The organism is Fodinibacter luteus (genome assembly GCF_039541575.1).
Lineage (GTDB): Bacteria > Actinomycetota > Actinomycetes > Actinomycetales > Dermatophilaceae > Fodinibacter > Fodinibacter luteus.
The window spans coordinates 61957-79109 of sequence record NZ_BAABGM010000001.1 but is presented as its reverse complement, the minus strand read 5'-3'; the positions used below and the strand labels follow the sequence as shown (position 1 = coordinate 79109).

Annotated in this window: 18 protein-coding genes; 14 read left to right on the top strand and 4 right to left on the bottom strand. The window is 74.4% G+C overall.

The genetic code is table 11. The annotated features are described in order from the left end of the window. Positions 1 to 143 precede the first annotated feature (143 nt). Complete coding sequence (locus tag ABD899_RS00350; protein WP_345201043.1) at positions 144 to 518, bottom strand: DUF4307 domain-containing protein; 375 nt, start codon at positions 516 to 518, stop codon at positions 144 to 146. A gap of 93 nt (positions 519 to 611) precedes the next feature. Here ABD899_RS00350 and mca point away from each other — a divergent pair, with 93 nt between their 5' ends. Together mca and ABD899_RS00340 are read left to right on the top strand one after the other, a co-directional pair. Next, positions 612 to 1550 (top strand): mycothiol conjugate amidase Mca, encoded by a 939-nt coding sequence (gene mca / locus ABD899_RS00345; RefSeq protein WP_345201041.1) that lies wholly within the window; start codon positions 612 to 614, stop codon positions 1548 to 1550. Beyond that, complete coding sequence (locus ABD899_RS00340) at positions 1547 to 1792, top strand: hypothetical protein (RefSeq protein WP_345201039.1); 246 nt, start codon at positions 1547 to 1549, stop codon at positions 1790 to 1792. Before mca ends, ABD899_RS00340 begins: the two co-directional genes overlap by 4 nt. A gap of 25 nt (positions 1793 to 1817) precedes the next feature. Here ABD899_RS00340 and trhA read toward each other — a convergent pair whose 3' ends face one another. Then, positions 1818 to 2534, bottom strand: a complete 717-nt coding sequence (gene trhA / locus ABD899_RS00335; protein ID WP_425474924.1) for a PAQR family membrane homeostasis protein TrhA — start codon at positions 2532 to 2534, stop codon at positions 1818 to 1820. A gap of 149 nt (positions 2535 to 2683) precedes the next feature. On the opposite strand from trhA, the gene ABD899_RS00330 reads away from it, so the two are divergent. From ABD899_RS00330 to ABD899_RS00320, 3 genes are all read left to right on the top strand, one after another. Next, positions 2684 to 3445, top strand: coding sequence for an isoprenyl transferase (locus ABD899_RS00330; protein ID WP_345201037.1), 762 nt, complete (start codon positions 2684 to 2686; stop codon positions 3443 to 3445). Between the two features lie 168 nt (positions 3446 to 3613). Continuing rightward, positions 3614 to 4951 carry an RNA 5'-3' helicase PhoH2 gene (phoH2, locus tag ABD899_RS00325; RefSeq protein WP_345201035.1) on the top strand — a complete coding sequence of 446 codons (1338 nt, stop codon included), beginning with the start codon at positions 3614 to 3616 and terminating at the stop codon, positions 4949 to 4951. Between the two features lie 206 nt (positions 4952 to 5157). Next, positions 5158 to 5820 carry an aggregation-promoting factor C-terminal-like domain-containing protein gene (locus ABD899_RS00320; RefSeq protein WP_345201033.1) on the top strand — a complete coding sequence of 221 codons (663 nt, stop codon included), beginning with the start codon at positions 5158 to 5160 and terminating at the stop codon, positions 5818 to 5820. A gap of 6 nt (positions 5821 to 5826) precedes the next feature. Here ABD899_RS00320 and coaA read toward each other — a convergent pair whose 3' ends face one another. Beyond that, the gene (gene coaA / locus ABD899_RS00315; protein ID WP_345201031.1) at positions 5827 to 6792 is read right to left on the bottom strand and encodes a type I pantothenate kinase; all 966 of its coding nucleotides are present in this window, start codon (positions 6790 to 6792) and stop codon (positions 5827 to 5829) included. A 68-nt stretch (positions 6793 to 6860) separates the two neighbouring features. On the opposite strand from coaA, the gene glmS reads away from it, so the two are divergent. The 9 genes from glmS (at position 6861) to tsaD (ending at position 15718) form a co-directional block, all read left to right on the top strand. After that, a complete protein-coding gene (glmS, locus tag ABD899_RS00310) occupies positions 6861 to 8720 on the top strand; it encodes a glutamine--fructose-6-phosphate transaminase (isomerizing) (RefSeq protein WP_345201029.1) in 1860 nt (619 codons plus the stop codon). A gap of 65 nt (positions 8721 to 8785) precedes the next feature. After that, a complete protein-coding gene (locus tag ABD899_RS00305; protein WP_345201655.1) occupies positions 8786 to 9145 on the top strand; it encodes a holo-ACP synthase in 360 nt (119 codons plus the stop codon). Then, complete coding sequence (locus ABD899_RS00300) at positions 9142 to 10656, top strand: bifunctional ADP-dependent NAD(P)H-hydrate dehydratase/NAD(P)H-hydrate epimerase (protein WP_345201027.1); 1515 nt, start codon at positions 9142 to 9144, stop codon at positions 10654 to 10656. The genes ABD899_RS00305 and ABD899_RS00300 overlap by 4 nt, the downstream gene beginning before the upstream one ends. A 13-nt stretch (positions 10657 to 10669) precedes the next feature. Beyond that, positions 10670 to 11836, top strand: a complete 1167-nt coding sequence (gene alr / locus ABD899_RS00295; protein ID WP_345201025.1) for an alanine racemase — start codon at positions 10670 to 10672, stop codon at positions 11834 to 11836. Further along, complete coding sequence (locus ABD899_RS00290; protein WP_345201023.1) at positions 11836 to 12993, top strand: alpha/beta fold hydrolase; 1158 nt, start codon at positions 11836 to 11838, stop codon at positions 12991 to 12993. Before alr ends, ABD899_RS00290 begins: the two co-directional genes overlap by 1 nt. Further along, positions 12990 to 13484 (top strand): tRNA (adenosine(37)-N6)-threonylcarbamoyltransferase complex ATPase subunit type 1 TsaE, encoded by a 495-nt coding sequence (gene tsaE, locus ABD899_RS00285; protein ID WP_345201021.1) that lies wholly within the window; start codon positions 12990 to 12992, stop codon positions 13482 to 13484. The genes ABD899_RS00290 and tsaE overlap by 4 nt, the downstream gene beginning before the upstream one ends. Then, a complete protein-coding gene (gene tsaB, locus ABD899_RS00280) occupies positions 13478 to 14185 on the top strand; it encodes a tRNA (adenosine(37)-N6)-threonylcarbamoyltransferase complex dimerization subunit type 1 TsaB (protein WP_345201018.1) in 708 nt (235 codons plus the stop codon). Before tsaE ends, tsaB begins: the two co-directional genes overlap by 7 nt. Next, a complete protein-coding gene (rimI, locus tag ABD899_RS00275) occupies positions 14182 to 14682 on the top strand; it encodes a ribosomal protein S18-alanine N-acetyltransferase (RefSeq protein WP_345201016.1) in 501 nt (166 codons plus the stop codon). Before tsaB ends, rimI begins: the two co-directional genes overlap by 4 nt. Then, a complete protein-coding gene (gene tsaD / locus ABD899_RS00270) occupies positions 14675 to 15718 on the top strand; it encodes a tRNA (adenosine(37)-N6)-threonylcarbamoyltransferase complex transferase subunit TsaD (protein ID WP_345201013.1) in 1044 nt (347 codons plus the stop codon). The genes rimI and tsaD overlap by 8 nt, the downstream gene beginning before the upstream one ends. A 3-nt stretch (positions 15719 to 15721) precedes the next feature. Here tsaD and ABD899_RS00265 read toward each other — a convergent pair whose 3' ends face one another. Continuing rightward, positions 15722 to 16987, bottom strand: coding sequence for a glycoside hydrolase family 3 N-terminal domain-containing protein (locus ABD899_RS00265; protein ID WP_345201011.1), 1266 nt, complete (start codon positions 16985 to 16987; stop codon positions 15722 to 15724). Positions 16988 to 17153: the final 166 nt, after the last annotated feature.

Here is a 17153-nt window from a genome sequence, read left to right as displayed (position 1 = left end):
CCGGCCCCGGCCCGCACCGACGGGTGCGCCCGCCCGCACCGAGGGGTGCGCCACCCGCACCGAGGGGTGCGTCGGCCCGCACCGACGGGTGCGTCCGCCCCACCGACGGGGTGCGTGCGCGACCACGTCCGCCGCGTCCGAGGTCAGGGGGTCGCGGTGACCCGGGTGCACGCGTCGACGACGCCGGTGACCGCCCGCACGCTCGTGCGCACCTGCACCTGGCGGTGCACGGAGGTGGGGCCCTGCGCCGGCACGGCGTCCTCGACCGTGCCCACCCGGTTCCTGCTCGCGTCGAGGGCGCTGACCCGGCACACGACCGCGACGCCGACGGGGCGGTGCACGTCGTAGTCGACGACGACGGAGTCCGACGCCACCTCGTAGCCGGTGACCTCGGGGCGCACGCCGCCCGTCGTCGACACGATGCCCCACCACACGATGAGCCCGACCGCCGTGAGGCAGGCGAGGGTGCCGAACACCCACCAGCCGGTCGTACCGGGGGCGGGGCGGGGCAGGGGCATCCGGGTCCCTCCGTCGGGGTCGGTCGTGGATGAGAGGATGTCGGCGTCCATTCTCGGGCACGCCCCGAGACCGCCGCACGAAGGGTCCCCCCCGTGTCAGACCGCCTCCGGCTCATGTGCGTCCATGCGCACCCGGACGACGAGTCCAGCAAGGGCGCCGCGACGATGGCGCGCTACGTCGACGAGGGGCACGAGGTGCTCGTCGTCTCGTGCACCGGCGGCGAGCGCGGTGAAGTGCTCAACCCCCGCCTGAAGAACGACGTCCACATCCTGCGCGACCTCGTGCAGGTGCGCCGCGACGAGATGGCGGCCGCGCGGGCCGTCCTCGGGGTCCAGCACACCTGGCTCGGCTTCGTCGACTCCGGCCTCCCGGAGGGCGACCCGCCCCCGCCGCTGCCGGAGGGCTGCTTCGCCCTCGAGCCACTCGCCGTCACGACCGAGGCCCTCGTCCGCGAGATCCGCCGGTTCCGGCCGCACGTCGTCACGACGTACGACGAGAACGGCGGCTACCCGCACCCCGACCACATCATGTGCCACGACGTGTCGATGGCGGCCGTCGTGGCCGCGGGGGACCCGCAGGCGTTCCCCCACGCCGGCCCCGCGTGGCAGCCGCTCAAGGTGTACTACAACCAGACCTTCAGCCGGGCACGCATCGAGGCCTTCCACGAGGCCCTCACCGCGCTCGGCGAGGAGAGCCCGTACCACGAGTGGCTCGAGAACTGGTCGCGCCCCGACCGCACGGTCACGACGCGGGTCGAGTGCTCGGCCTGGTTCGAGCGCCGCGATGCCGCGCTCCTCGCGCACGCGACCCAGATCGACCCCGACGGCACCTGGTTCCGGGTGCCGCGGGCGGTGCAGCAGGAGGTCTGGCCGACCGAGGACTTCGAGGCCGCCCTGTCGTTCGTCCCGATCGCCGAGGGCGAGGACGACCTGTTCGCCGGCCTCCCGACCGACGTCGCCGCCGCCGACGCGCTCGCCACCGGCGGCTCCCTGACGATCGTCCACGACACCCGCACGGAGCGCACCCCATGACCGACGCACCCACCGCCGCCGTCCTTCCCGGCTTCCTGGCCTTCGTGGCGTTCTTCGCGCTCGCGCTCGCGCTGTGGTTCCTCATGCGCAACATGAACGCGCGGATGCGGCGGATGTCCTACCGCCAGCAGCAGGCGCACCGCGGTCGCGACGAGCCGCAGGCCGGGCCGGAGGACCTCTCCCCGGGGGCGGACCGCACCCGCGACGAGTCGGACGGCGACGACGGCCGGTCCGCCCCGTAGCCCGGGGTCGCCGGCTCGGCGCCGCTCAGGCCGCGGGGCCGGTGAGCGCGATCGACGCGGCGACGAAGTGCGCCGCGAACGCGAGCACCGTCAGGGCGTGGAAGACCTCGTGGAAGCCGAACCAGCGGGGCGAGATGTCGGGGCGCTTCGTCCCGTAGACGACCGCGCCGAGGCTGTAGAGCGCGCCGCCGATGACGACCCAGGTCATGACCGCGCCGCCGGCGTGCTCGAGGAGCGGGCCGAAGTAGAAGACCGCGACCCACCCGAGCATGAGGTAGGCCGGCACGTAGAGCCAGCGCGGGGCGTGGCTCCACGCGACGCGGAAGAGGACCCCGACGGCCGCCCCGATCCACACGATGAGGAGCATCGTGCGGGCCTGGTCGGGGGGCAGGAGCAGCGCGAAGGGCGTGTACGTGCCGGCAATGATGAGGAAGATGTTCGAGTGGTCGAAGCGGCGCAGGAACGCGCCGACGCGGGGCGACCACGTGCCGCGGTGGTAGACCGCCGACGTACCGAAGAGCAGCACCGCCGTGCCCCCGAAGACGGCGGCGGACACCTTGCCCGTCGTCGTGCTGGCCAGGACGACGAGCACGATGCCGGCGACGAGGGCGACCGGCACCATGCCGGCGTGCAGCCAACCGCGCAGCTTGGGCTTGACGTGGTCGAGGGCAGCCTCGACCCGGTGCTCGATCGCCTCGAGACGGCTCGGGTCCGAGCTGTGGGGAGGGTCGGTCCTGGTCACCCGTCGAATGTAACCTACGCCAGCGTAGGTTAGCCACGTCGCGCACGTGACACTTCGCGCACGGATGCCGGGAACACGCGGAGTAGCGTGGGAGCGATCGTTCGCGGATGGCGCGGGGCGACGCCGCAGCACGGGAGAGGACCGGGTGCATGGGGCTCAGTGACGTCGTGTACGCCGCCTACGCCCGGCGCCTCACCCGCGAGCTCGGCCCCGCGTCCGTCCCCCGCCACGTCGGTGTCATGCTCGACGGCAACCGTCGCTGGGCCCGGGCCCGCGGGGCCGGCACGAGCGAGGGGCACCAGGCCGGCGCCGACAACATCGCGAACCTGCTGTCGTGGTGCGACGAGGTGGGTGTCGAGGTCGTCACGCTGTGGCTGCTCTCGACCGACAACCTCAACCGGCCCGAGGCCGAGCTGCGTCCCCTCCTCGGGATCATCGAGCGGGCCGTCGAGACCCTCGCCGAGGCGCACCGCTGGCGGATCCACCCCGTCGGCGCCCTCGACCTGCTCCCGGCCCCGACGGCCGCCCGCCTCAAGGCGGCCGAGGACCGCACCCGTGACGTCGAGGGCATGCTCGTCAACGTCGCCGTCGGCTACGGCGGTCGCCGCGAGATCGCCGACGCCGTCCGCTCCCTCCTCCAGGAGCACGCGACGAAGGGCACGAGCATCGAGGAGCTCGCCGAGGTCATCGACGTCGAGCACATCGCCGAGCACCTCTACACCAAGGGCCAGCCCGACCCCGACCTCGTCATCCGCACCTCGGGGGAGCAGCGCCTCGGCGGCTTCCTCCTGTGGCAGAGCGCGCACAGCGAGTTCTACTTCTGCGAGGCGTACTGGCCCGACTTCCGCAAGGTCGACTTCCTGCGGGCCCTGCGGGCGTACGGGGAGCGCAACCGCCGCTTCGGCGCCTGACCGGCGCCCCGGCATCCTCACGACGCCTCTGGCGGACCATGAGCCCCAGCAGTCACACCGGCACCGGACGCCGCCCGGAATTCACCGACACGCGGTGCGCGGTCCGTCCGGGTCCTCGCGCCGGGTCGTAGCGTCGAGACCACCGCAGTCCTCACCCCAGGAGCGACCATGGCCCCGAGCACGCGACCGGCACCGCCCGCACGCCCTGGGAAGGAGCCGCGTCGCACCTACGTGCTCGACACCTCGGTGCTCCTCTCGGACCCCCGCGCCACGACCCGGTTCAAGGAGCACGAGGTCGTGCTCCCGGTCGTCGTCGTCACCGAGCTCGAGGCCAAGCGGCACCACCCCGAGCTCGGGTACTTCGCCCGCACCGCCCTGCGCATGCTCGACGACCTGCGGATCTCGGCGGGCCGGCTCGACGCCCCGGTGCCGATCGGCGACGACGGCGGCACGCTGCGCGTCGAGCTCAACCACACCGACCCCACGTCGCTGCCCGCCGGGTTCCGGCTCGGCGACAACGACACCCGCATCCTCGCCGTCGCCCGCAACCTCGCGAACGAGGGCCGGCTCGTGACGATCGTGAGCAAGGACCTCCCGATGCGGGTCAAGGCCTCGGCGTGCGGGCTCGAGGCCGAGGAGTACCGCGCCGAGCTCGCGGTCGAGTCCGGGTGGACGGGGATGGCCGAGCTCGACGTCACGGTCGAGGAGATGGACCACCTCTACGAGTACGGCCGGCTCGAGAGCGTCGAGGCCGCGGAGCTCCCGTGCCACACCGGCCTCAAGCTCGTCTCCCCGCGCGGCTCCGGCCTGGGCCGGGTCGGGCCCGACAAGCAGGTGCGGCTCGTGCGCGGCGACCGCGACGCCTTCGGCCTCCACGGGCGCAGCGCCGAGCAGCGCATCGCCCTAGACCTCCTCATGGACCCCGACATCGGGATCGTGAGCCTGGGCGGGCGCGCCGGCACGGGCAAGTCCGCGCTCGCGCTCTGCGCGGGCATCGAGGCCGTCATGGAGCGTCGGCAGCAGCGCAAGGTCGTCGTCTTCCGTCCCCTGTACGCCGTGGGCGGGCAGGAGCTCGGTTACCTGCCCGGCGACGCCACCGAGAAGATGAACCCGTGGGGCCAGGCCGTCTTCGACACGTTGTCCGCGCTCGTCTCGCGCGAGGTCGTCGAGGAGATCCTCGACCGGGGCATGCTCGAGGTGCTGCCGCTGACGCACATCCGCGGCCGCTCCCTCCACGACGCCTTCGTCATCGTCGACGAGGCCCAGAGCCTCGAGCGCAACGTCCTGCTCACCGTGCTGTCCCGGATCGGCCAGAACTCGCGGGTCGTGCTCACCCACGACGTCGCCCAGCGCGACAACCTCCGGGTCGGCCGCCACGACGGCGTCGTCGCCGTCGTCGAGGCGCTCAAGGGCCACCCGCTGTTCGCCCACGTGACGCTCACGAGGTCCGAGCGCAGCCCGATCGCGGCGCTCGTCACCGACCTGCTCGAGGGGATCGAGGTCTGACTTCCACCCGCACCCCCGATTTCACCGGGGCTGCGGCCATCGCCTAGAGTCGGTCTCGATTCGGTAACGCCCGGAGCGGGTCGGCTCGCCCGCTCCGACCCCTGCTGCACGCCTGCGCCCGAGAGGACCCCGCACCGCCCATGGCCCGGTACACCGCGCGCCACGCACCCCGCCATGCCGCCCCACGGTCGGTGGGCTACGCCCGCGTGGCACGCCGCGCGCTCGGCCGCCCCGTGCTCGCGTCGGGCGTCGCGGCCGCCGTCCTCACCGGGGGTGCCGTCGCCGTGACCATAGGTGGCGGCTCGGCGAACGCCGACACGCTGACCCTGGCCGTCGACGGGCCCACGACGAGCACGTCGACCGAGCAGGTGCGCACCGAGCAGGAGGACGAGGCCCGCGTCGCCGCCGACCGGTCCGCGACGAACGCGCAGCGGTCGGCTGCCGCAGCCCGCGCCGCGGAGGCCGAGCGGGCCCGGGCCGCGGCCGCGGCCCGGCAGCGCAAGGCCGCCGCCGAACGGGCCGCGCGGGCCGCCCAGCGCAAGCGGATCATCGCGAACGCGCAGAAGGACCCCAAGGCGGTGGCCCGGATGCTCATGCCCGAGTTCGGCTTCGGCTCGGCGCAGTGGCCGTGCCTGAACCGGCTGTGGATCGGCGAGAGCGACTGGCGCTGGTCCGCCGAGAACCCCTCGTCCGGCGCCTACGGCATCCCGCAGTCCCTGCCGGCGCGCAAGATGGCGACGATGGGGTCGGACTACCGCACCAACCCGGTCACCCAGATCCGCTGGGGCCTGGACTACATCAAGAAGGCCTACGGCACGCCGTGCAACGCCCTCGACAAGTGGAACTCGCGCTCGCCGCACTGGTACTGACCGGCATCAGATCTTGCGCAGCCTGATCCGCGTCACCGCGTGGTCGGCGCCCTTCGTGAGCACGAGGGTGGCCCGCTCCCGCGTCGGCAGGACGTTCTCGACGAGGTTGGGCTCGTTGATCTGCGCCCAGATCCGCGCCGCCGTCGCCACCGCCCCGCCGTCGCTGAGCGAGGCGTACCGGTGGAAGTACGACTGGGGGTCCGCGAACGCCGTCTCCCGCAGCCGGAGGAACCGCTCGACGTACCACGTGCGGATCTCCTCGACGGGTGCGTCGACGTAGACCGAGAAGTCGAAGTAGTCCGAGATCGCCCCGGTGCTCGACCCGTCGGGTCGCACCGTCGGCGGCTGGAGGACGTTGAGCCCCTCGACGATGAGCACGTCGGGCCGCCACACCCGCACCGTGCCCGGGACGACGTCGTACGTGAGGTGGGAGTACTGCGGGGCGTCGACGAACGGCATCCCCGACTTGACCGCGGCGATGAACCGCACGAGCGCGCGCCGGTCGTACGACTCGGGGAAACCCTTGCGGTGCAGGATCCCCCGCCGCTCGAGCTCGGCGTTCGGGTGGAGGAAGCCGTCGGTCGTCACGAGCTCGACCCTCGGCGTGTGCGGCCAGCGGCTCATGAGCTCCTTGAGGATGCGAGCGGTCGTCGACTTGCCGACGGCGACGGACCCGGCGACGCCCACGACGAAGGGGACCCGGGTCGGTCGCTCGCCGAGGAACTCGCTCGTCGCGAGGCGCAGCCCGTGCGTGGCCTCGACGTAGAAGTGGAGCAGCCGGGACAGCGGCAGGTAGACCTCCTCGACCTCCTGCAGGTCGAGGCGCTCGCCGAGGCCGCGCAGCCGCGCGAGGTCGCCCTGCTCCAGGCTCATCGGGTGGTTCTCCCGCAGGCGTGACCACGCCCGGCGGTCGAGGTCGACGTAGGGGGTCGGGGTCGTCCCTCGCTCCTGCGTCGTGCTCACCCGCCTCATTCTGGCGCATGCCGCGCCGCGGCGTCCGCGCGCGGGCCGGGTCGGGGGTTCGCACTACGCTGGCACCCATGTGCGGAATCGTCGGCTACGTGGGCCGGACCATGGACGACACGGCCCTCGAGGTCGTGATGGAGGGGCTGACCCGGCTCGAGTACCGCGGCTACGACTCCGCCGGGGTCGCGCTCGTGACCGACGACGGCATCGCCGCCGAGAAGCGCTCGGGCAAGCTCGAGAACCTGCGCTCGGCGCTCGACGCCCACCCCCTCGCCGCCTCCCGCACCGGCATCGGCCACACCCGCTGGGCCACCCACGGCGGCCCCACCGACGGCAACGCCCACCCGCACCGCGGCGGTGACGGCAGCCGGCTGGCCCTCATCCACAACGGCATCATCGAGAACTTCCACGCCCTGAAGAAGGAGCTGCTCGCCGACGGCGTCGACTTCGACTCCGAGACCGACACCGAGGTCGCCGCGAAGCTCGTCGGTCGGGAGTACGACCGGGTCGGCGACCTCACGCTCGCCATGCGCAGCGTCGTCCAGCGCCTCGAGGGCGCCTTCACCCTCCTCGCCGTGCACGCGGACAGCCCCGGCGTCGTCGTCGGCGCCCGGCGCAACTCCCCGCTCGTCGTCGGGCTGGGTGAGGGCGAGAACTTCCTCGGCAGCGACGTCGCCGCGTTCATCGGCCACACCCGGCACGCCCTCGAGCTCGGCCAGGACCAGATCGTCACGATCACTCCCGACGGCTACGAGGTCATCGGCTTCGACGGCACCCCCGCCGAGGGCAAGGCCTACGAGGTGACGTGGGATGCCGCGGCGGCCGAGAAGGGCGGCTACCCCACCTTCATGGAGAAGGAGATCCACGACCAGCCGCACGCCGTGGCCGACACCCTGCTCGGGCGCACCGACGACGCGGGCCGCCTCGTGCTCGACGAGGTGCGCATCTCCGAGGAGCAGCTGCGCGCGGTCGAGCGCATCACGATCGTCGCCTGCGGCACGGCGGCCTACGCGGGCATGGTCGCGAAGTACGCCATCGAGCACTGGACCCGGATCCCCGTCGAGGTCAGCCTCGCCCACGAGTTCCGCTACTGCGACCCGATCGTCGACGGCACGACCCTCGTCGTCTCGATCAGCCAGTCCGGCGAGACCATGGACACCCTCATGGCCGTCAAGCACGCCGCCGAGCTCGGGGCGATGACGCTGTCGATCTGCAACACGCACGGCTCGACCATCCCGCGCGAGTCCGACGCCGTCCTCTACACCCACGCCGGCCCGGAGATCGCCGTGGCGTCGACGAAGGCGTTCCTCGCCCAGATCACGGCCTCCTACGTGCTCGGGCTCTACCTCGCCCAGCTGCGCGGCGAGACCTACGCCGACGACGCGAAGTCCGTCATGGCCGAGCTGCAGGGCATCCCGGACAAGATCGACGAGCTGCTCGGGCGGATGGACCGGGTCGTCGAGATGGCCAGCTTCATGGCCGACACCCGCTCGGTGCTCTTCCTCGGCCGCAACGTCGGCTACCCCGTCGCGATGGAGGGCGCGCTCAAGCTCAAGGAGCTCGCCTACATCCACGCCGAGGGGTTCGCCGCCGGTGAGCTCAAGCACGGGCCGATCGCGCTCATCGACGCCGGCCAGCCGGTCTTCATCGTCGTGCCGAGCCCCGAGGCCCCCCACGAGCTGCACAAGAAGGTCGTCTCCAACATCCAGGAGATCCGCGCCCGAGGGGCGCGCACCATCGTCATCGCCCACGACGGCGACGACGACGTCGAGCCGTTCGCCAACGAGGTCATCCGCATCCCGAACTGTTCGCCCATGCTCGCGCCGCTGCTCGCCGTCGTCCCCCTGCAGGTCTTCGCCCTGCACCTGTCGACGGCCAAGGGCCTCGACGTCGACCAGCCCCGCAACCTCGCCAAGAGCGTCACCGTTGAGTGAGCGCGGCCGCTCGCGCGGCACCCGTCGGGCCGGGCGGCTCCGGTGACCGGCCGGCCGGGCGCGCCGTGATCCTCGGGGTCGGCATCGACGTCGTCGACGTCGCGCGCTTCGGGGTGACCCTCGAGCGCACGCCGACCCTGCGTGAACGGCTGTTCACCGAGGCCGAGCGCGACCTGCCGCTCAACTCGCTCGCCGCGCGCTTCGCGGCGAAGGAGGCCCTCGCGAAGAGCCTCGGCGCCCCGACCGGCATGCACTGGCACGACGCCGAGGTGCACCGCGGGGACGACGGCCGCCCGCACCTGCAGGTGCGCGGCACCGTCCGGGCCCGGGTCGAGGCGCTCGGCATCACCTCACTGCACCTGTCGCTGTCCCACGACGCCGGCATCGCGTCGGCGGTCGTCGTCGCCGAGGGAGGCACCACGTGATCGAGGCCTGGTCGACCGAGGCGGTCTACGCGGCCGAGGCCGCGCTCATGGCGACCCTCGACGAGGGCGAGCTCATGGCCCGTGCGGTCGAGGGCCTCGCGGGCGTGGCGGCGGCGCGCCTCGAGGAGCGGGACGGCGACGCGGTCGCCGCCCTCGTCGGCCCCGGCAACAACGGCGCCGATGCGTTGTATGCCGTCGCGCGGCTGGCCGAGGCGGGCTGGAACGCCCTCGCCGTGCACCACGACCACGTCCACGCGGGAGCCCGGGCGGCCGCGGAGGCGGCCGGGGTCGTCCTCACGACCGACCCCGCCGGGCTCGGCGAGGCCGACGTCGTGCTCGACGGCATCCTCGGCATCGGAGCCCGGCCCGGGCTGCCCGACTGGGCGGCCGCCTGGGTGGCGGCGCTGTCGGACACCACTCACGTCATCGCGGTCGATCTGCCCTCGGGCCAGGACCCCATGGGTGGTCAGCTCGACCCCGACGGGGTCTTCGCCGACGAGACCGTGACGTTCTCCGTCGCCAAGCCGGTGCACCTGCTCCCCCCGACCGAGCAGGCGTGCGGCGTGCTCACCGTCGTCGACATCGGCATCGAGCTCGACGGCGACCCGGTCGTGCGCCGGCTCGACCACGACGACGTCGCCGCACTGTGGCCGGTGCCGAGCCCGACCGACGACAAGTACTCGAGGGGGGTCGTCGGCGTCGTCGCGGGGGGCGAGTCGTACTCCGGCGCCGCGGTGCTCAGCGTCACGGCGGCCGTCGAGGCGGGCGCGGGCATGGTCCGCTACGTGGGCACGCCGACCCCCGACGGCCTCGTGCGGGCCGCGGTCCCGGAGGCGGTGCACGGCCCCGGGCGGGTGCAGGCGTGGGTCGTCGGGCCCGGTCTCGACCCGACCGGCGGGTCCGACGCCGACGCCGACGCTCGCGCCGACGCCGACGCTCGCGCCGACGCCGACGCCACCCAGCTCGTCGTCGCCCGCGACGCCCTGGCCGGCGACGAACCGGTCGTCGTCGACGCCGGCGGTCTCGACCTGCTCGACCCGGAGGTCCTGCGGGCCCGCACCGGCCTCCCGACGCTCCTCACCCCGCACGCGGGTGAGTGCGCCCGCCTGCTCACCCGCCTGACCCGCACCGACGTCGGCCGGGCGGAGGTCGAGGCGGAGCCGCTCGCGCACGCCCGCCGGCTCGCCACGCTCACCGGCGCCACCGTGCTGCTCAAGGGAGCCACCACCCTCGTCGTCCCCCCGGGCGAGGGGGCCGTCGCCTGGTCGCAGGCCGACGCCCCGGCCTGGCTCGCGACGGCCGGGGCGGGTGACGTCCTCGCCGGCCTGCTCGGGGCCCTGCTCGCCGCCGGGATGCCGTGCGACGTGGCCGGCGCCCTCGGCGCGCTCGTCCACGGCGTGGCGGCCGACCGGGCCACCCCCGGCGGCCCGGTCCGCGCGCTCGCGGTCGCCCACGGCATCCCGGGTGCGGTGGCCCACCTGCTGGCTCGGGGGCTGCCCCCCGCGTCCTAGACTCGTGAGGCCCATGACGACCGTGCCCGCCCCCTCACCCGCTCCCGCGGGCGTCTCGGCATGGGTGAGCGTCGACCTCGACGCCGTCCGTGACAACGTCGCCGAGCTCGTGCGGCGCGCGGCGCCGGCCCAGGTGCTCGCCGTCGTCAAGGGCGACGCCTACGGCCACGGCCTCGTGCCGGTGGCCCGGGCCGCCCTCGCCGGCGGGGCGACGTGGCTCGGGGTCGCGCAGCTCGCCGAGGCCCTCGAGCTGCGCGCCGCCGGGGTCACCGCGCCGCTGCTCAGCTGGATCTTCCCCCCCGGCGCCGACGTCGCGGGCGCTGTCGACGCCGACATCGAGGTCACCGTCGGCAGCGCCTGGACCCTCGATGCCGTCGTCGCCGCCGCCCGCGAGCGCGGCCGCCCGGCCCGGGTGCAGGTCAAGGTCGACACCGGCCTCGGCCGCGGCGGCATCCTCACCGACTGGCCCGAGATGGTCGAACGGGTCGCCGGGGCCCGGGCCGAGGGCGCCGTCGAGGTCACCGGGGTGTGGTCGCACTTCGCGTGGGCCGACGCGCCGCAGCACCCGACGGTGCGTGCCCAGCAGGTGCGCTTCCTCGAGGCGTGCGCCGAGCTCGAGCGCGCCGGGGTGCGGCCGCCGCTGCGGCACCTCGCCAACTCCGCCGCGACCCTGACGAACCCGGCAGCCCACTTCGACCTCGTCCGCCCCGGCCTCGCCGTCTACGGGCTCTCACCGGTGCCCGACCTCGGCGACAGCGCCCACTTCGGCCTGCGCGAGGCGATGCGGGTCACGGCGCGGCTCACGCTCGTCAAGCGGGCCCGTGCGGGGCAGGGCGTGAGCTACGGCCACGAGTACGTCACCGAGCGCGACACCGTGCTCGGCCTCGTGCCGATGGGGTATGCCGACGGCATCCCCCGTGGGGCGGGGCAGCGCGGGCCGGTGCTCGTGCGCGGCCGCCGGCTCCGCGTGGCCGGGCGGGTGTGCATGGACCAGTTCGTCGTCGACCTCGGGCCGGGGTACGACGGGAGCGCGGGCGACGAGGTCGTCGTCCTCGGGCGCGGCGCCGACGGCGAGCCCACCGCCGAGCACTGGGCCGAGGCGGCCGGCACGATCAGCTACGAGATCGTCACCCGGATGGCACCGCGCCTGCCCCGCGTCCACGTCGGGGGGCAGCGCTGATGGCGGCCCTCGGTCCCTTCGGCATGGCGGCGAGCGCCGTCGGCGACCGGGTCATGCGGGCCCGGGCCGGCTACCGCTCGGTCGACGCCCCGGACGGCTGGTCGCACACGCCCACCGAGTCGCTCGTCGTCCACGCCGAGGACGGCGTCGCCCTCCACGTCGAGATCGACGCCCCCGACACCTCGAGCCTGAGCCGGCGCCACCTCGCCGGGCGCACCCCGACCGTCGTGCTCGTCCACGGCTTCGCCCTGACGATGCAGTCGTGGGTGCTCCAGCGCCGGGCCCTCATCCACTCGGGGTTCCGGGTCGTCACCTACGACCAGCGCGGCCACGGCCGCTCGGGCATGCCCGACCTGCAGCGGTGCACGGTCGCCCAGCTCGGCCGCGACCTCGCCGCGGTCATGGACGCGACGTGCACGAGCGGGCCGGTCGTCCTCGTCGGCCACTCGATGGGCGGCATGACCGTCATGTCGTACGCCGGGCAGCACCGCGACGTCGTCCGCGACCGGGTGCTCGCGGTGGCGCTCGTGTCGACGAGCCCGGGCGGCGACGAGATGACCGAGTTCGGCCTCGGCGCCACCGCGGGCCGCGTCATCGGCTCCCTCGGCCCGGGCGTGCTCACCCGGATGTCGCGGCACGCCGGGCCGATCGGGATGCTGCGCTCGATGGGCCGGGGCGTGCAGGATGCCGTGCTCCAGCGGTGGACGTTCGACTCGCCGGTCAGCGCGGAGCTCGTCCGCCTCGTCGGCGACATGATCTTCTCCACCTCCTTCGACGTCATGGCCGCGTTCCTGCCCGACATGGACGCCCTCGACATCAGCGAGGACGTCACCGCGCTCATCGGCATCGAGACCCTCGTCATCAACGGCTCCGGCGACCTCATCACACCGGCCGCCCACAGCGAGGAGATCGTCCGGCGCATCCCGGGGGCCGAGCACGTCGTCGTCGAGGACGCCGGCCACATCCTCCAGCTCGAGCACCCGCAGGTCGTCACCCAGCAGCTGCTCATGCTCATCGCCCGGGCCCAGCGCGCCGTCGCCGAGGGCCTGCCGGTGAGCAGCAAGCCGCGGGTGCGCCGCACCATCCAGGACATCTCGAAGAAGCGTCGCGTCGCCCGGGCCAAGTCGGCCCGGGACGGCCGCGAGGCCGCCTCGTGAGCGGTCGGCGGGTCGTCCTCCCCGGGGCCGACGACACCCGGGCGCTCGGGCGGGCCCTCGGTGCGCTGCTGCGGGCCGGGGACCTCGTCGTGCTCACCGGCGGGCTCGGCGCCGGCAAGACGACGCTCACCCAGGGCATCGGGGAGGGCCTGGGCGCCCGGGGGCCCTTCACCTCGCCGACCTTCGTCATCGCGCGGGTCCACCCCTCGCTCGTCGGGGGTCCGGCCCTCGTGCACGTCGACGCCTACCGCCTCGGCGGCACCCTCGAGCTCGACGCCCTCGACCTCGACGCCTCCGTCGACGACGGTGTCACGGTCGTCGAGTGGGGCCACGGCCTCGCCGAGGACCTCAGCGAGGACCGCCTCGAGGTCGTGCTCGTCGCCGACCCGGGCACCGAGGTGCGCACCGCCACCGTCACGGGCGTCGGGGGCCGCTGGGCCGCTGACGACGCCGGCTCCGCCCTCGCCGCGCTCGGGGGTGACCCGTGCTGATCCTCGCGATCGACACGTCGACGTCCGCCATCGGGGTCGGCCTCAGCGACGGCGAATCGGTGCTCGGCGCCGCGCACCGCATCGAGGCCCGCGGCCACACCGAGCACCTCGCCCCGCTCGTCGCCGCGCTGCTGCGCGACGTCGGGACCGGTGTCGGCGACCTCACCGGCCTCGTCGTGGGCACCGGACCCGGCCCGTTCACCGGGCTGCGCGTCGGGATGGTCACGGGCCTGACGATGGGCCACGCGCTCGGGGTCCGGGTGCACGGGATGTGCTCGCTCGACGTCCTGGCCCACCAGGCGCTCTGCCTCGAGTGCGGACCCGGTCGCTCCGACCACCGCCTCCGCACTCGCGGCGAGGTGCTCGTCGCGACCGACGCCCGGCGCCGGGAGGTCTACTGGGCGCGGTACCTGCCGGGCACCGGCCCCGGGGCCCACGACGGCGTGGTCCGGGTGGGCGACCCGGCCGTCGACCGCCCCGCCGAGCTGCCCCCCGGGGTTCGCTCGCTGCCCACGGCCGGGCGTGGCCCGGTGCTCTACCCCGACCTGTTCCCGAACCCCCTCGACCCCCTCGACGTGGATGCCGGGCTGCTCGCCCTGCTCGGTGCCCGGCGGGTCGCGTCCGCCGAGCCGATGCCGGTCGAGCCGCTCTACCTGCGCCGCCCCGACGCCCTGACGACCGCAGAGCGGGCCACTCCGTGACGGCGGCCCCCGCCCCCTCGCCCGCGGCCCCGGCGGAGCTGCGCGAGGCCCGCTGGACCGACGTGGGCGCGCTCGCGGCGCTCGAGCTCGAGCTCTTCCCCGACGCCGCGTGGTCCGAGCCGACCTGGTGGGCCGAGCTGGCCGGCCGGCCGCGGCGCGACTACGTCGTCGTCGAGGACGACCGGGGGATCGCGGGGTACGCCGGGCTCGACCACGGCGGCGAGGTCGCCGACGTCATGACCGTCGCCGTCGCGCCCCGCGCCCGCGGCCGGGGCCTCGGCCGCTTCCTGCTCGACGAGCTCGAGCGACGCGCCGCCGCGCGGGGAGCCAAGAACGTCATGCTCGAGGTCCGGTCCGACAACGAGCCGGCCGTCGCGCTCTACGGGCACCGCGGGTACGTCGTCGTGAGCACCCGCCGCCGCTACTACCAGCCCGGCGACGTCGACGCCCTCGTCATGCGCACGACGCTGTCCGGGAGGGAGACCGACGATGGCTGACCAGCCGCTCGTCCTCGGCATCGAGACGTCGTGCGACGAGACCGGGGTCGGGATCGTGCGCGGCGAGACGCTGCTCGTCGATGCGATCGCGAGCAGCGTCGACGAGCACGCGCGCTTCGGCGGCGTCGTGCCCGAGGTGGCCAGCCGCGCCCACCTCGAGGCGATGGTGCCGACGATCGAGCGAGCCTGCACGACCGCCGGCATCGGCCTGCGCGATCTCGACGCGGTCGCGGTGACCTCCGGGCCCGGCCTGGCCGGTGCGCTCATGGTCGGGGTGGCCTCGGCGAAGGCGCTCGCGCTCGCCCTCGGGGTGCCGCTCTACGGCGTCAACCACCTCGCGAGCCACGTGGCCGTCGACATCGTCGAGCACGGCCCGCTCCCCGAGCCGACGCTCGCCTTGCTCGTGTCCGGCGGCCACTCCTCGCTGCTGCTCGTGCCCGACGTCACGCACGACGTGCGCAGCCTGGGGTCGACGATCGACGACGCGGCGGGAGAGGCCTTCGACAAGGTGGCCCGCGTGCTGGGGCTGCCGTTCCCCGGTGGCCCGCACATCGACCGCGCGGCGGGCGAGGGCCAGGTCGTCATCGACTTCCCCCGCGGGCTGACGACCGGTCGCGACCTGGAGCGGCACCGGTTCGACTTCTCGTTCTCCGGGCTGAAGACGGCGGTGGCGCGGTGGGTGCAGGCCCGCGAGGCGTCGGGTCAGCCGGTGCCGGTCGCCGACGTCGCGGCGAGCTTCCAGGAGGCCGTGACCGACGTGCTGACCCGGAAGGCGGTGCTCGCCTGCCGCGAGCACGGCGTCGAGCACCTGCAGGTCGGCGGCGGCGTGGCCGCCAACTCCCGCCTGCGGGCGATGGCGCGCGAGCGGTGCGAGGCGGCCGGCATCGAGCTGCGGGTCCCGCGACCGGGGCTGTGCACCGACAACGGCGCGATGGTGGCAGCACTCGGCGCCCAGCTCGTGCTCAAGGGGCGCAGCCCGTCGGACCTCTCGCTGCCGGCCGACTCCTCGATGCCGGTCACCCTCGTCCAGTCCTGAGGGTCAGGGGCGGGTCGTCGAGCAGGGCAGCAGGCCCATCCGCTCCTTGAGGGTGACCACCCGCTCGACCGCCGCGTCGACCTTGGCCGCGAACCCGGCATCCGACCCGGCCTCGGCCGCGATCGCCTCGAGCATCTCGTCGGCGTCGGCCGCCGCGCCGGTGAGCACGATGTCGCCCCCGGCGTCGAGGAACCGCACGGCCCGCTCGCCCACGGGGACCGCATCGAGCGCCTCGGCGTTGACGTCGTCGGTGATGACGACACCGTCGTACCCCAGGTCCTCGCGCAGCAGCCCGGTGACGATGCGCTCGGAGAACATCGCGGGGTCGTCGTCGTCGAGCCGGGGGTAGCGCGCCGAGGCCATCATGACCAGGCCCGCGCCCGCCTCGATGCCGTCGGCGAAGGGCCGGAGGTGCGGGTCGTCGGCGGTCGCCACCCGGTCGGTGATGCCGGTCGACGAGAAGTCGGTGTTGTTGCGCACCCGGCCGAGCCCGGGGAAGTGCTTGACGGTGCCCTCGACCCCGCCCTCGAGCATGCCGGCGAGGAAGGCGGTGGCCGAGCGCGAGACCGCCTCGGGGGTCGAGCCGTACTGCCGGCCCCAGCGCCCGATCGGGCCGTTGGCCCGGCCGATCTCCTTCGGCACGGTGTCGGTCACGGGTGCGAGGTTGACGTTGACCCCTGCGGCCGCGAGCTCCTCGGCCCAGCCGGTCGCCTCGCGGGTCAGCTGGGCGGGCTCCATCGCGGCCTGTTCCTTGGCCGACGGCGGGCGGGTGAAGCCCTCGCCGCGCAGCTGGTGCACCTCACCGCCCTCCTGGTCCGCGGCGATGAGCAGGCCGACGTCACCGGTGGACTGCGTCGAGACGAGGTCCCGCAGGTGGGTCGAGGTGCGCGAGACCTTGTCGGCGCCGTCCCAGCCGCCGAGGTAGATGACGTTGCCGACGTGGGCGTCGGTGACGAGGTCGTCGAGCGACTCGAGGGGGGCGTTGGTGTCGAAACCGACCATGAGCAGCTGACCCCGCCGTTGCTCCGGGGTGAGGGCCGCCAGCGTCGTCGCGACGCACGCGGCGGCCGGCTCCCCGGTGGGGGACGCCGGCGCGCTCGGCGGCGCGCTCGTCGGCGCCGGCCTCGACGTCGTCGGTGCCGGGTCCGACGCTTCACCCGTCGGGCCCGGCGCGGGCCCCGCGCAGCCGGCGAGGACGAACGCCAGCAGGCTGCCGGTCGTCACGGCGAGGCGGGGGCTCCGTCGGGGTCGGGTCGTCGCTGGGGGCACCCGACGACGGTACGTGATCGCCCCGGCCACCTCCGAACGCCGCCGGCCACCGCCCCCTCGGCGAGGTCGTGTGCGCAGTCGGCTGCTCCAGCGACCGTTCGAGCACACGACCCGGTCGGGTGGGCCGGCCGTTCCGCGCGTGGCACGGCATCCGCCATGATCGACC

Excerpts from the sequence above, each read along its gene's own strand:
- ABD899_RS00350 (WP_345201043.1), bottom strand. The coding sequence starts at position 518 with ATGCCCCTGCCCCGCCCCGCCCCCGGTACGACCGGCTGGTGGGTGTTC.
- ABD899_RS00340 (WP_345201039.1), top strand. The coding sequence starts at position 1,547 with ATGACCGACGCACCCACCGCCGCCGTCCTTCCCGGCTTCCTGGCCTTC.
- ABD899_RS00330 (WP_345201037.1), top strand. The coding sequence starts at position 2,684 with ATGGGGCTCAGTGACGTCGTGTACGCCGCCTACGCCCGGCGCCTCACC.
- phoH2 (WP_345201035.1), top strand. The coding sequence starts at position 3,614 with ATGGCCCCGAGCACGCGACCGGCACCGCCCGCACGCCCTGGGAAGGAG.
- coaA (WP_345201031.1), bottom strand. The coding sequence starts at position 6,792 with ATGAGGCGGGTGAGCACGACGCAGGAGCGAGGGACGACCCCGACCCCC.
- glmS (WP_345201029.1), top strand. The coding sequence starts at position 6,861 with ATGTGCGGAATCGTCGGCTACGTGGGCCGGACCATGGACGACACGGCC.
- alr (WP_345201025.1), top strand. The coding sequence starts at position 10,670 with ATGACGACCGTGCCCGCCCCCTCACCCGCTCCCGCGGGCGTCTCGGCA.
- ABD899_RS00290 (WP_345201023.1), top strand. The coding sequence starts at position 11,836 with ATGGCGGCCCTCGGTCCCTTCGGCATGGCGGCGAGCGCCGTCGGCGAC.
- tsaD (WP_345201013.1), top strand. The coding sequence starts at position 14,675 with ATGGCTGACCAGCCGCTCGTCCTCGGCATCGAGACGTCGTGCGACGAG.